General features: G+C 58.8%; 11 protein-coding genes and 2 pseudogenes. 10 read left to right on the top strand and 3 right to left on the bottom strand.

Annotated elements, in window-relative coordinates; genetic code table 11:
• Positions 1 to 203 precede the first annotated feature (203 nt).
• Positions 204 to 1,163 (bottom strand): Fe2+-enterobactin ABC transporter substrate-binding protein, encoded by a 960-nt coding sequence (gene fepB, locus PGR10_RS16155; protein WP_113373833.1) that lies wholly within the window; start codon positions 1,161 to 1,163, stop codon positions 204 to 206.
• A 187-nt stretch (positions 1,164 to 1,350) separates the two neighbouring features.
• Here fepB and entC point away from each other — a divergent pair, with 187 nt between their 5' ends.
• From entC to PGR10_RS16120, 7 genes are all read left to right on the top strand, one after another.
• On the top strand, positions 1,351 to 2,526 hold the full coding sequence (gene entC / locus PGR10_RS16150; protein WP_045361975.1) for an isochorismate synthase EntC: 1,176 nt from the start codon (positions 1,351 to 1,353) through the stop codon (positions 2,524 to 2,526).
• 9 nt (positions 2,527 to 2,535) lie between these two features.
• Positions 2,536 to 4,143 (top strand): (2,3-dihydroxybenzoyl)adenylate synthase EntE, encoded by a 1,608-nt coding sequence (gene entE, locus PGR10_RS16145; protein WP_430923769.1) that lies wholly within the window; start codon positions 2,536 to 2,538, stop codon positions 4,141 to 4,143.
• Between the two features lie 13 nt (positions 4,144 to 4,156).
• The gene (gene entB / locus PGR10_RS16140; protein WP_430923768.1) at positions 4,157 to 5,008 is read left to right on the top strand and encodes an enterobactin biosynthesis bifunctional isochorismatase/aryl carrier protein EntB; all 852 of its coding nucleotides are present in this window, start codon (positions 4,157 to 4,159) and stop codon (positions 5,006 to 5,008) included.
• Positions 5,008 to 5,763: a 2,3-dihydro-2,3-dihydroxybenzoate dehydrogenase EntA gene (gene entA / locus PGR10_RS16135; RefSeq protein WP_087860262.1), complete on the top strand. Its 756-nt coding sequence runs from the start codon at positions 5,008 to 5,010 to the stop codon at positions 5,761 to 5,763. Before entB ends, entA begins: the two co-directional genes overlap by 1 nt.
• A complete protein-coding gene (gene entH, locus PGR10_RS16130) occupies positions 5,764 to 6,177 on the top strand; it encodes a proofreading thioesterase EntH (protein ID WP_087860261.1) in 414 nt (137 codons plus the stop codon).
• 297 nt (positions 6,178 to 6,474) lie between these two features.
• Positions 6,475 to 8,580, top strand: a complete 2,106-nt coding sequence (cstA, locus tag PGR10_RS16125) for a pyruvate/proton symporter CstA (RefSeq protein ID WP_430923767.1) — start codon at positions 6,475 to 6,477, stop codon at positions 8,578 to 8,580.
• Positions 8,581 to 8,659: 79 nt separating this feature from the next.
• Positions 8,660 to 8,857 carry a YbdD/YjiX family protein gene (locus tag PGR10_RS16120; RefSeq protein ID WP_002893903.1) on the top strand — a complete coding sequence of 66 codons (198 nt, stop codon included), beginning with the start codon at positions 8,660 to 8,662 and terminating at the stop codon, positions 8,855 to 8,857.
• Here PGR10_RS16120 and PGR10_RS16115 read toward each other — a convergent pair.
• A pseudogene (locus tag PGR10_RS16115) lies at positions 8,854 to 8,979 on the bottom strand (helix-turn-helix domain-containing protein); the annotation flags it as partial. The gene PGR10_RS16120 and the pseudogene PGR10_RS16115 sit on opposite strands and share 4 nt — an antisense overlap.
• Positions 8,949 to 9,059: pseudogene (locus PGR10_RS16110) on the bottom strand (hypothetical protein); the annotation flags it as partial. The pseudogenes PGR10_RS16110 and PGR10_RS16115, both read right to left, overlap by 31 nt.
• Before the next feature lie 197 nt (positions 9,060 to 9,256).
• On the opposite strand from PGR10_RS16110, the gene PGR10_RS16105 reads away from it, so the two are divergent.
• From PGR10_RS16105 to PGR10_RS16095, 3 genes are read left to right on the top strand one after another with little or no spacing between them, the layout of a single operon-like run.
• The gene (locus PGR10_RS16105) at positions 9,257 to 10,759 is read left to right on the top strand and encodes a sugar ABC transporter ATP-binding protein (RefSeq protein ID WP_430923766.1); all 1,503 of its coding nucleotides are present in this window, start codon (positions 9,257 to 9,259) and stop codon (positions 10,757 to 10,759) included.
• Positions 10,756 to 11,754 carry an ABC transporter permease gene (locus PGR10_RS16100; RefSeq protein ID WP_032714059.1) on the top strand — a complete coding sequence of 333 codons (999 nt, stop codon included), beginning with the start codon at positions 10,756 to 10,758 and terminating at the stop codon, positions 11,752 to 11,754. The genes PGR10_RS16105 and PGR10_RS16100 overlap by 4 nt, the downstream gene beginning before the upstream one ends.
• Before the next feature lie 20 nt (positions 11,755 to 11,774).
• Entirely contained in the window at positions 11,775 to 12,839 is a 1,065-nt protein-coding gene (locus tag PGR10_RS16095; RefSeq protein WP_087860258.1) for a sugar ABC transporter substrate-binding protein, read from the top strand.
• The last annotated feature ends 6 nt before the right edge of the window (positions 12,840 to 12,845 follow it).

Raw genomic sequence — 12,845 nt, 5'->3', positions numbered from 1 at the left:
CACCTCAAGTGGTGTGGGGCAGATATTCGGGGAAGGCGGCGACGATGGCTAATCACAAAACAACACCTCAAATGATGATGTTTCGCATGAGGAATGGATGAGATATCAAAGGGGAAAAGGAATAAAAAGTCTTTTGTAACAGATAGATGATGTGTTTGATGAGATGAAATGAGATCCCGGCGCCTGGCGCCGGGAAGGGAGACTCAGGCAAAGAGCGCGGATAAACGCTGCAGGACCAGCATGGCGCTGTAGTAGTCAAGACGGAAGGTTTCGGTACCCAGCGGATAAACGCGCTTCGCAGCAACCGACGGCAGGTGCGCCAGCAGCGGGTTAGCGTAAATGGCCTCAGCGTCTTTCTGGTCGCCGGCGAACAGGAACAGGCTTTCGCCGTTGATACCCGCCGCCAGATTCTCGCCGCCCAACTGCACGATGTCGTGACGCTTACCCTGGCTCTGGCTGGCGTGAAGGCCGCCCGGCAGCGCCGCCAGCTTAAAGCCTAGCTGTTCCAGCATCTGACCCTGCGCTGATTCCGGCGTCCAGATATTGGCGCTATGCGCCGCGGCGGTATAAACCAGCGCGGTGACCGGCTGCGGCGGCAACTTCAGTTTCTCTTTTAACGAAACGAGCTGTTTATTGAACTCGGCAATGCGCGCGTCCGCCTGCTTTTCATGACCGGTAATATGTCCCAATTGGGTAAGCAGCGTCTGCCAGCTTTTATCGTCGTAGTTGATGACAAGCGTAGGCGCGATAGTCGAAAGCTGGTCGTACAGGGCGAGAGCGGAATCGCCGCCGGTGGCGCTAATCAGGATCAGATCCGGCATCTGCGCCGCCACCGCTTCGGCGCTGGGTTCGCCAATATATAGTCGCGCCAGTTTGCGCTTTTTCGCGACATCGCCCCACTGGCGCAGAAAGCCCTGCGCGTCTGCCACGCGGTTATTCGGCGTGGTTGCGCCGCTGGCCACCACCGGCGCATCAATAGCCAGCAGCGAGCCGGTGAGGGTAACGCTGGTTGAGACTATGCGCAGCGGCTGGCTTTCCAGCGTATGGGTGCCGCGGCTATCGGCGATCTGACGCGGCCAGTCCGCCGCCAGCGCTGAGGTAATTCCTAAAAGGCACAGCCCGCTGGCGAGTAAAGTACGACGGCAAAAAGTGGCAAAATTCACGAATTCGCATCCTGAGTCAGTTGTAGTAAATACGTCTCATTTTCAACATTGTGTTGCATGGATGCAAGTTTAAGTCGCATAACCTGCTGTTTGTGCGGTTGACAAGGAGAGCAATACCTTTTAGGTTAGCCAACAAAAATATAAATGATAATTATTCTTAATATCTTTATCGTTTTTGGAGGATGATATGGAAACGTCACTGGCTGAGGATGTACAGGAAAAAACGCAGACCCTGTCGCCGCAAAGCTTCTTCTTTATGTCGCCGTACCGCAGCTTCAGCACCACCGGCTGTTTTAGCCGTTTTTCCCAACCTGCCGTCGGCGGTGATTCGCTGAACGGCGAGTTCCAGCAGAAAATGGCGGCCGCTTTTGCCGAAGCCCGCGCGGCGGGGATCCGCAAGCCGGTAATGGTCGGGGCGATTCCGTTCGACACCAATCAGCCTTCCGAGCTCTATATCCCCGAACGCTGGGAAACCTTCTCCCGTACCGACAAACAGCAGTCCGCGCGTTACGCGGCGCCGCTCAAGGCGATGGATGTTGTCGATCGTCAGGAGATCCCGGAACAGGACGAGTTTTTGGCGATGGTGGAACGTGCCGCCGCGCTGACGGCGACTCCGGAAGTCGACAAAGTGGTGCTCTCAAGGCTGATTGATATCACTACCCGCGACCGAGTCGATAGCGGCGCGCTGCTGGAGCGGCTGATTGCCCAGAACCCGGCGAGCTTTAATTTCCATGTCCCGCTGTCAGACGGCGGGGTACTGCTGGGCGCCAGCCCGGAACTCCTGCTGCGTAAAGAAGGGCTGCATTTCAGTTCGCTGCCGCTGGCCGGCTCTGCCCGCCGCCAGCCTGACGACGTGCTGGACCGCGAAGCAGGCAATAAATTGCTGGCCTCCGGTAAAGATCGTCATGAGCACGAGCTGGTGACCCAGGCGATGAAGAGCGTGCTTGGCCCGCGCAGTAGCCAGCTGTCGCTGCCGGAATCACCGCAGTTGATTACCACGCCAACCTTATGGCACCTGGCGACGCCGATCGAAGGTACGGCGCTGGCGGAAGAAAACGCCATGTCGCTGGCCTGCCTGCTGCACCCGACCCCGGCGCTGAGCGGTTTCCCGCACCAGGTGGCGAAGCGCCTGATTGCCGAGCTCGAACCGTTCGATCGCCAGCTGTTTGGCGGCATTGTCGGCTGGTGCGATGACGAAGGCAACGGCGAATGGGTAGTGACCATCCGCTGCGCGCGCCTACATCAACGCTCGCTGCGCCTGTTTGCCGGCGCGGGGATCGTCCCGGCCTCCTCGCCGCTGGGCGAATGGCGCGAAACCGGCGTCAAACTCACCACCATGCTTAACGTATTTGGCTTGAATTAAGAGGCAAGGATGATTGCATTTACCCGTTGGCCGGAAGAGTTTGCGGCCCGCTATCGTCAAAAAGGCTACTGGCAGGATCTGCCGTTAACCAATCTGATTACTCGTCATGCGGAAAATGACGCCGTGGCGATTATCGACGGCGAGCGGCAGATTAGCTTCCGCCAGTTTAACCTGCTGGTGGATAACCTCGCGTCTTCCCTGCAGCATCAGGGGCTTAAGCGCGGAGAAACCGCGCTGGTGCAGCTTGGCAACGTCGCCGAGTTCTACATTACCTTCTTTGCGCTGCTGCGCATCGGCGTCGCTCCGGTTAACGCCTTGTTTAGCCACCAGCGTAGCGAACTCAACGCCTACGCCACGCAGATCAAACCCTCGCTGCTGATTGCCGACCGCGAACACGCGCTGTTTGCGGACGATAGCTTCCTCAATGGTTTTATCGCTGAGCATCCTTCACTGCGCGTCGCGCTGCTGCGTAACGATGGCGGCGAGCGCGACCTGGCGACGGAAATTAACCGTACGGCGGATAACTTTGTCGCCAATCCGACCCCGGCTGACGAAGTGGCTTTTTTCCAGCTCTCTGGCGGCAGCACCGGGACGCCGAAGCTTATCCCGCGTACCCATAACGATTACGATTACAGTATCCGCCGCAGCAACGAGATCTGCGGTATTAACGCCGATACGCGCTATCTCAACGCGTTGCCGGCGGCGCACAACTATGCGATGAGCTCGCCGGGCTCACTGGGCGTCTTCCTCGCCGGCGGCCGGGTGATCCTCGCCGCCGACCCGAGCGCCACGCTCTGTTTCCCGTTGATTGAAAAACATCAGATTAACGTCGCGTCGCTGGTGCCGCCGGCGGTCAGCCTGTGGCTGCAGGCTATTCATGAATGGGGCAGCAACGCGCAACTGCAATCGCTGCAGTTACTGCAGGTTGGCGGAGCGCGCCTGTCCGCAACGCTCGCCGCGCGCATTCCGGCGGAAATCGGCTGCCAGCTGCAGCAGGTGTTCGGCATGGCGGAGGGGCTGGTTAACTACACCCGCCTAAACGATAGCCCGCAGCGGATTATCAATACCCAGGGTTGCCCGATGTGCCCTGACGACGAAGTGTGGGTGGCGGATGCCGACGGCAACCCGCTGCCGCGCGGCGAAGTGGGCCGTCTGATGACCCGCGGGCCTTATACCTTCCGCGGCTACTACAACAGCCCGCAACATAACGCGGAAGCCTTTGATGCCGATGGATTTTACTGCTCAGGCGATCTGATTTCGATCGATGAAGATGGCTATATCACCGTCCAGGGGCGGGAAAAAGATCAGATCAACCGCGGTGGCGAGAAGATCGCCGCTGAAGAGATAGAAAACCTGCTGCTGCGCCATGAGGCGGTGATCCACGCCGCGCTGGTTAGCATTGAGGACAATCTGCTGGGCGAGAAGAGCTGCGCTTATCTGGTGGTGACATCGCCGCTGCGCGCCGTCGCGGTGCGCCGCTTCCTGCGCGAGCAGGGCGTGGCGGAATTTAAATTGCCGGATCGCGTGGAGTGCGTTGCCGCGCTGCCGCTGACGCCGGTGGGCAAAGTCGATAAAAAACAATTACGTCAGTGGCTGGCCGAAGGCAAGCTGGGCTGAAGGAGAACAGAAAATGGCAATCCCTAAATTACAGGCTTACGCGCTGCCGGAAGCCAGCGATATTCCGGCGAACAAAGTTAACTGGGCCTTTGAGCCGTCGCGCGCCGCGCTGCTGATCCACGACATGCAGGAGTATTTCCTCAATTTCTGGGGCGAAAACAGCGCGATGATGGAAAAAGTGGTGGCCAATATCGCCGCTCTGCGCGACTTCTGCAAACAAAACGGTATTCCGGTGTTCTACACCGCCCAGCCGAAAGAGCAGAGCGATGAAGACCGCGCCCTGCTGAATGATATGTGGGGGCCGGGGTTGACTCGCTCGCCGGAACAGCAACAGGTGATTGCCGCGCTGGCGCCGGATGAGCAGGATACGGTGCTGGTGAAATGGCGCTACAGCGCGTTTCATCGTTCGCCGCTTGAAGAAATGCTGAAAGAGACCGGCCGCGACCAGCTGATCATCACCGGCGTTTACGCCCATATCGGCTGCATGACTACCGCCACCGACGCTTTTATGCGCGATATCAAACCGTTCTTTGTCGCCGATGCGCTGGCGGACTTCAGCCGCGAAGAGCATTTGATGGCGCTGAAATACGTCGCTGGCCGTTCCGGACGGGTGGTGATGACCGAAGAACTACTGCCGCTGCCGGCCTCCAAAGCGGCCCTGCGAGCACTAATTCTGCCGCTGCTCGACGAATCCGACGAACCGCTGGATGATGAAAACCTGATCGACTACGGTCTGGATTCGGTGCGTATGATGGCGCTGGCCGCCCGCTGGCGCAAAGTGCACGGCGATATCGACTTCGTGATGCTGGCGAAAAACCCGACCATCGACGCCTGGTGGGCGCTGCTTTCCCGCGAGGTGAAATAATGGCTGCGCTGGATTTTCACGGCCAGACCGTGTGGGTGACCGGCGCAGGTAAAGGCATTGGCTATGCCACCGCGCTGGCTTTCGTCGAGGCCGGGGCCAACGTCACCGGTTTCGACCTTGCCTTTGACGGCGAAAGCTACCCGTTTGCCACCGAAATGCTCGACGTCGCCGATGCCGACCAGGTACGCGACGTTTGCGCGCGTCTACTCAACGATATCGAACGACTGGACGTGCTGGTGAATGCGGCCGGGATCCTGCGCATGGGGGCGACCGATCAATTGAGCGCGGAGGACTGGCAGCAGACCTTCGCGGTGAACGTCGGCGGCGCGTTTAATCTGTTTCAGCAGACGATGGCGCAGTTCCGCCGTCAGCAGGGCGGGGCGATCGTCACCGTCGCCTCCGATGCCGCGCATACTCCGCGTATCGGCATGAGCGCCTATGGCGCCTCGAAAGCGGCGCTGAAAAGCCTGGCGTTGACTGTCGGGCTTGAGCTGGCAGGCAGCGGCGTGCGCTGCAACCTGGTATCGCCGGGCTCCACCGACACCGATATGCAACGTACCCTGTGGGTCAATGAAGATGCTGAACAGCAGCGGATCCGCGGATTTGGCGAGCAGTTTAAGCTTGGCATCCCGCTGGGCAAAATCGCCCGACCGCAGGAGATCGCCAATACCATTTTGTTCCTCGCCTCTTCTCACGCCAGCCATATCACGCTGCAGGATATTGTGGTCGATGGCGGCTCGACGCTGGGGGCGTAGATGGCCTGGAAACGAGAGCTCACGCTTGCGGCGCTGAACGCCAGCAGCGAAAACACCATGGTGGCGCATCTTGGCATCGTCTACACCCGGCTGGAAGAGGGGCTACTGGAGGCGGAGATGCCGGTGGATGCGCGCACGCATCAGCCGTTTGGCCTGCTGCACGGCGGCGCTTCCGCGGCGCTGGCGGAGACGCTGGGCTCGATGGCCGGTTGGCTGATGACGGAGGATGGGCAGTGCGTGGTGGGCACCGAGCTTAACGCTACCCACCATCGTCCGGTCTCCAGCGGTAAAGTGCGCGGTGAATGCCGACCGCTGCATCTTGGCCGCCAGAGTCAGAGCTGGGAAATTGTAGTGTATGACGAAAAAGGGCGGCGCTGCTGCACCTGTCGTCTGGGTACCGCGGTGCTTGGCTAAGACGCCGCTATTTCCCCGGCTTGCGCTGCGCTGAGCCGGGCTACCAAATCGCACAGCGCTGTAGCCCCGGTAAGCGGTAGCGCCACCGGGGGTTTTGAGGCCGCCACCCGACAAAAAAACGGCACCGTTCACGGTAATCCTTTCATTAATTTCCCTGTCTTAAGTGATCCCGCTAGCAATGTGAGACAAATCTCCGCCGCGGCATGGCATCTGCGCTGTTTCGAAGTTGTTAAATTCTGCGTTGTGTTCTAGAAACAAACTGTAACATCCTGATTACCCTACCGGTGGACCACAACAATGAATAATTCAGGGAAATACCTTATCTGGACAATGCTCTCCGTAATCGGAGCCTTTGCCCTCGGCTATATCGCCTTAAACCGGGGTGAGCAGATAAACGCGCTGTGGATTGTCGTCGCGGCGGTCTGCGTTTATCTGATCGCGTATCGTTTCTACGGCCTGTATATCGCCAAAACCGTCCTCGGCGTTGACCCAACGCGGATGACGCCGGCAGTACGACATAACGACGGTCTCGATTATGTTCCGACCGACAAAAAAGTGCTGTTCGGTCACCATTTTGCCGCGATTGCCGGCGCAGGGCCGCTGGTTGGCCCGGTGCTTGCCGCGCAGATGGGCTACCTGCCGGGGATGATCTGGATCCTCGCCGGCGTGGTGCTGGCCGGCGCCGTGCAGGACTTTATGGTGCTGTTTGTTTCGACCCGCCGCGATGGCCGTTCGCTTGGCGAACTGGTTAAAGAGGAGATGGGGCCGACCGCTGGCGTACTGGCGCTGGTGGCCTGTTTTATGATCATGGTGATCATCCTCGCGGTACTGGCGATGATCGTGGTGAAAGCATTGACCCACAGTCCATGGGGGACATACACCGTCGCCTTTACCATCCCGCTGGCGATCTTTATGGGCATCTATATTCGCTACCTGCGCCCGGGGCGCATCGGCGAGGTGTCGGTGATAGGCCTGGTGATGCTGGTGTTCGCGATTATTTCCGGCGGCTGGGTGGCGGAAAGCCCGACCTGGGCGCCGTGGTTTGATTATACCGGCGTACAGCTGACGTGGATTCTGGTGGGTTACGGCTTTGTTGCCGCGGTACTGCCGGTCTGGCTACTGCTGGCGCCGCGCGACTATCTCTCCACGTTCCTGAAAATCGGCACCATCGTTGGGCTGGCGATTGGCATCCTGATTATGCGCCCGACGCTGACTATGCCGGCGCTGACGAAGTTCGTCGACGGTACCGGCCCGGTCTGGACCGGCAACCTGTTCCCGTTCCTGTTTATCACCATCGCCTGCGGCGCGGTTTCTGGTTTCCACGCGCTGATCTCCTCCGGCACCACGCCGAAGATGTTAGCCAACGAAGGCCAGGCCTGCTTTATCGGCTACGGCGGCATGTTGATGGAATCCTTCGTGGCGATTATGGCGCTGGTGGCGGCCTGTATTATCGACCCGGGCGTCTACTTCGCGATGAACAGCCCGATGGCGGTGCTGGCGCCGGCGGGGACGACTGACGTCGTGGCCTCGGCGGCGCAGGTAGTGAGCGGCTGGGGCTTTAGCATTACCCCGGATACGCTGAATCAAATAGCCCATGAGGTCGGCGAACAGTCGATTATTTCACGCGCCGGCGGCGCGCCGACGCTGGCGGTGGGGATGGCTTACATTCTGCACGGCTCGCTGGGCGGGCTGATGGATGTCTCTTTCTGGTACCACTTCGCCATTCTGTTTGAGGCGTTGTTTATCCTGACGGCGGTCGATGCCGGCACCCGCGCGGCGCGATTCATGCTGCAGGATCTGCTGGGCGTGATTAGCCCCGGGTTGAAAAAAACCAGCTCGCTTCCGGCTAACCTGCTGGCGACCGCGCTGTGCGTCCTGGCGTGGGGCTACTTCCTGCATCAGGGGGTGGTTGACCCGCTGGGCGGCATCAATACCCTGTGGCCGCTGTTCGGTATCGCCAACCAGATGCTGGCGGGAATGGCGCTGATGCTGTGCGCGGTGGTACTGTTCAAGATGAAACGCCAGCGCTATGCGTGGGTGGCGCTGCTGCCGACAAGCTGGCTGCTGATTTGTACGCTGACTGCCGGCTGGCAGAAATCGTTTAGCCCGGATACCAAAGTCGGTTTCCTGGCCATCGCCAATAAATTCCAGGCGATGATCGACAGCGGCGCCATTCCGCCGCAGTATACGGAATCGCAGCTGGCGCAGCTGGTGTTTAATAACCGTCTCGACGCCGGGCTGACTATCTTCTTTATGATTGTGGTGGTGGTTCTGGCGCTGTTCTCGATTAAAACCGCACTGGCGGCGTTGAAAGAGGATAAACCGACGGCGAAAGAGACGCCGTATGAAGCGATGCCCGCGGATGCGCAGACCTTAACGGCGCAGGCGAAGCGCGCGCATTAACCTGTTTGGCCTACCTTTCTTCTCCTCCCTCTCCCTGTGGGAGAGGGCTGGGGTGAGGGGAATAAGCGAGAAACTCATTATGTTCGACACCCTTTCAAAAGCAGGAAAATATTTAGGCCAGGCGGCGAAGATGATGATCGGCGTGCCGGATTACGACAACTACGTCGAACACATGCGGATCACGCATCCGGACCAGACGCCGATGACCTATGAAGAATTCTTCCGCGAACGCCAGGACGCACGCTACGGCGGTAAGGGCGGGGCAAAGTGCTGCTAGCCTTCTTTCGGTAAATAAAGGCTGATTTGCTCCTGGGTACAGCCGTAAATCGCCGCCAGTTTTTCGCGGGTTCGCTTCTGCGGATGGGAGTTCAGCGCTTCCAGCTGTGACACCGCGGACTTCCTTGATGTACTGAATAGTCATATTCGGTATGTTCCTCATGAAGGTAGGTGGCGGTGGTTCGGCGTTTAACCGCCACTATCGATTTTAGAAAATTGCTTATCTGCCGTTTTTGACCAGACAATCTTCCTCCGTACCTCCACTGTAAGCCCGCTCATATCTGGACATCCAGATGGCTAATATTATTTGGTTTTATCTTATGCTTTTTACGCAGTTGTCAGGCATCGGCAGCTGTGAAAAATTCGTTAAATCAGAATATTAATTGCCCTGGGGAGGGTGATGAGCGTGAATCGCCTTGAGATGCATAACATTAGCCTGGCCTTTTCCGGCTTTCAGGCGCTGAGCAAGGTGAATTTTACCCTTAAGGGCGGAACGGTGCATGCGCTGACCGGCGCCAACGGCGCTGGCAAATCGACGCTGATGGCGGTGTTGTGCGGGACGCACGCCGATTACGAAGGCGAAGTCGCGATCAATAACCAGCCGGTTAGCATTCGTTCGCCGCGCGATGCAAAGCAACTGGGCATCCATCTGGTACAGCAGGAGGTGGATGTTGCGCTGGTTCCGGGGCTGAGCATTGCCGAAAACATCATGCTGGACAGGCTGGCTGAACCGGGTGCGGTTTTTCGCTGGTCGCATGTGCGTCAGCAGGCGCGCGAAGCGCTGGCGCAGCTTGATATTGCGCTGGATGTTCGACGTTCAATCGATAGCTGTACCCTTGCCGAAAAACAGCAAATTCTGCTGGCTCGCGCACTGTCGCACCATTGCCGCTTTTTGATTCTTGATGAACCCACCGCGCCGTTGGATCAGCACGAAAGCGAACGCTTATTTGCGGTGGTTCGTCGTCTGCAGCAGCAGGGGATCGGCGTGGTCTTTATTTCGCATCGTATTCATGAACTAAAAGCGATTTGCGATACCCTGACGGTACTGCGCGATGGCCGTTTAATCGAAAGCGGCCCGATGGCGCAGCTCAGCGGCGAGCAGATCGTCGAAAAAATGCTCGGCCACGAGTTGAGCGATATTTTTCCGCCTGCGCGTCCGCCGCATGGCGAAGAGGTGCTGCTGCAGGTTGACGGTTTGCATGACGAAGCGCTGTTGCAGGATATCTCGCTACGTCTGCATAAGGGCGAAATTCTCGGTATCGCCGGCTTAGCGGGCGCGGGGAAAACTGAACTTTGCAAAGCCTTATTCGGCGCCAGTAAAAGCCGGGTGCGCTACGGCGAACTTAACGGCCAGCCGTGGCGGCCGCGCGATCCGGGCGATTCCGTCCTCCAGGGGCTGGCGCTGGTGCCGGAAGAGCGGCGCAAAGAGGGGATATTCATCGATGAGGCGATCGCCATGAATCTGGCGGTCAGCGCCGATAACAGCTTTTCGCGCTGGGGCCTGTTCGGTCATCGGCAGGCGTGGCGGTGGGCGCAGGAGGTTATTGCCCGTATCGGCGTGCGCGCCACCGGGCCGGGGCAGACGCTGCGCCGCCTCTCCGGCGGTAATCAGCAAAAAGTGGCCATCGGCAAATGGCTGCGCGGCGGTGCAAACGTGCTGATTTTCGACGAGCCGACGAAAGGGGTGGACGTGAAAGCGAAAACCGATCTGTTTCAGTTGATTGATGGCCTGGCGCGGGAAGGCCGGGGCGTGATTTACGCCTCCGGCGAATTTTCCGAGCTGGTAGGCCTGTGCGATCGCATCTGCGTGCTGTGGGATGGGCGCATTGTGGCGGAAATTCCCGGCGCCGAGGCGCGGGAGGAGACGATTCTTTATTACTCCACCGGAGGAGCGGCAGCGTGAGCAAGGCTCTGGCAGTTAACGCGACGGTATCGGGCCGTCAGCGGTTTTTCGATTTTCTCTATAAATGGGGCATGTTGCTGACCGTGGTGCTGCTGGTTGGCGTCTTTGGTTTGGCCTCGGATAACTTTCTTGACCCGTTTAACATCATCAACATTCTGCGCTCCATCGCTATCGTGACGGTGATTGCCATTGGGGTATCGATTTCTCTTACCATCGGCGGCTTTGATCTGTCGGTGGGGTCGACGGCGTCGCTGGCGAATGCGTTAGTGATTTCGTTGTTTGTCTGGCACGGCCTGAACACCACTGAAGCCATTCTGATCACCCTCGCGCTCTGTACGCTGGTTGGGCTATTCAACGCGTTTCTGATCGTGGTGCTGCGCATTCCTGACATGCTCGCCACGCTTGCCAGCCTGTTTGTGATTCAGGGCGTGGCGATGACCTACAGCTACGGCGGCTCGATCACCGAAAATATGGTGCTGCCGAGTGGCGAGATGGCCGAAGGTACGATCCCGGCGGCGTTTGGCGCGCTGGGGCAGGTACCGACCATCGTCATTATCATGCTGGTGGTAACGCTAATCGCGCAGCTGGCGCTGTCGTTCACCACTCACGGGCGGAGGATGTACGCCATCGGCGGCAACCCCGAGGCGGCGCGACTCTCCGGCCTGCGGATCACGCGCTATAAAGTGGCGGCCTACGTGATTGCCTCGCTGTTGGCCGGGCTGGGCGGCATTCTGCTGGCATCTAGGATTGGTTCTTCCCAGGTGAACGCCGGGGGCGGTTACCTGATGGATGCGGTCGCGGCGGCGTGGATCGGCTTTTCGCTGGCGGGCTCCGGCAAGCCGAATGCGCTGGGTACATTGGTGGGTGCGGTGATCCTCGGCGTGCTTTCCAATGGCCTGGTGATGCTGTCGGTGCCCTATTACGCGATGGACATTATTAAAGGGCTGGTGCTGGCTGGCGCGCTGGCACTGACCTATTTTCAGCGCCGGACCTAACACTTTACAGGGTAAACAAAATGAAAAAGATAGCACTTTCTCTTATAGCGCTGGGCCTGCTGCAGTCGATGGCAGCGCTGGCGCAGACCCCGACGCCGGTTCCGGCGGCGATCGCTGAGCATAACGGCCCGATCCGCATCGCGGTGATTCGCAATCTCGGTTCTGACGATAACACTACCCAGTTTGTCGCCGGGGCGATTCAGGAAGGTAAAAAGCTCGGTTTTAAAGTCAGCGCCTTCCTGAGCAACGGTGATGACGCCAAATTCCAGGACTTCGTCAATCAGGCCATTAGCCAGAAATATGACGGTATTATTCTTTCCCAGGGGCGCGACCCGTACTCGACCGCGCTGGTGAAAAAGGCGGTCGATGCCGGGATCAAAGTCGCGGTGTTCGATACCGCTGTGCAGGGATCCATCCCCGGCGTGACGGTTAGCCAGCAGGATGACGCCTCGTTGACCGAGCTCTCTTTTGGCCAACTGGTGAAAGATTTCAACGGCAAGGCCAACATTATCAAGCTGTGGGTGGCCGGCTTCCCGCCAATGGAACGCCGGCAGGCGGCCTACCAGACGCTGCTTAAACAAAATCCGGGGATTAAAGAGCTGGAGTCTATCGGCGCCGTTTCATCCGACGTGCAGGGTGACACCGCTAACAAAGTCGGCGCGATTCTGGCCAAGTATCCGAAAGGGAAAATCGACGCCATCTGGGGCACCTGGGATGCCTTTAGCCAGGGGGCCTATAAGGCGCTGAAAGAAAACGGACGCAGCGAAATCAAACTCTACAGCATCGATATTTCCAATCAGGATTTACAGCTGATGCGGGAAGCCGGTAGTTCGTGGAAGGTTAGCGTGGCGGTCGACCCGAAACTCATCGGCGCCACCAACGTGCGCTTGATTGCCAATAAGATTGCCGGAGAAAGCACCCCGGCTACCTACGATTTCAAAGCGGCGGCGATCCCGCAGGCGCTGCTGGCGGCACAGCCTGGGGCGGTCAACGTGGCGTCGCTGGGGAAAATAATCCCGGGCTGGGGGCAGACCGAAGATTTTATTGCCCCGTGGTTTGCCACGCTGGAAGCTCAACATAAATAATCACGC

Source organism: Klebsiella sp. 141198, from assembly GCF_050600785.1.
Classification (GTDB): domain Bacteria; phylum Pseudomonadota; class Gammaproteobacteria; order Enterobacterales; family Enterobacteriaceae; genus Klebsiella; species Klebsiella aerogenes.
Note: the sequence above shows the minus strand (reverse complement) of the source record. Positions and strands in the feature narration are given on the sequence as shown.

Coding starts and splice junctions, on each gene's coding strand:
- PGR10_RS16105 (WP_430923766.1), top strand. CDS start 9,257: ATGAGCGTGAATCGCCTTGAGATGCATAACATTAGCCTGGCCTTTTCC.
- cstA (WP_430923767.1), top strand. CDS start 6,475: ATGAATAATTCAGGGAAATACCTTATCTGGACAATGCTCTCCGTAATC.
- entE (WP_430923769.1), top strand. CDS start 2,536: ATGATTGCATTTACCCGTTGGCCGGAAGAGTTTGCGGCCCGCTATCGT.
- entH (WP_087860261.1), top strand. CDS start 5,764: ATGGCCTGGAAACGAGAGCTCACGCTTGCGGCGCTGAACGCCAGCAGC.
- entA (WP_087860262.1), top strand. CDS start 5,008: ATGGCTGCGCTGGATTTTCACGGCCAGACCGTGTGGGTGACCGGCGCA.
- PGR10_RS16095 (WP_087860258.1), top strand. CDS start 11,775: ATGAAAAAGATAGCACTTTCTCTTATAGCGCTGGGCCTGCTGCAGTCG.
- entB (WP_430923768.1), top strand. CDS start 4,157: ATGGCAATCCCTAAATTACAGGCTTACGCGCTGCCGGAAGCCAGCGAT.
- PGR10_RS16120 (WP_002893903.1), top strand. CDS start 8,660: ATGTTCGACACCCTTTCAAAAGCAGGAAAATATTTAGGCCAGGCGGCG.
- entC (WP_045361975.1), top strand. CDS start 1,351: ATGGAAACGTCACTGGCTGAGGATGTACAGGAAAAAACGCAGACCCTG.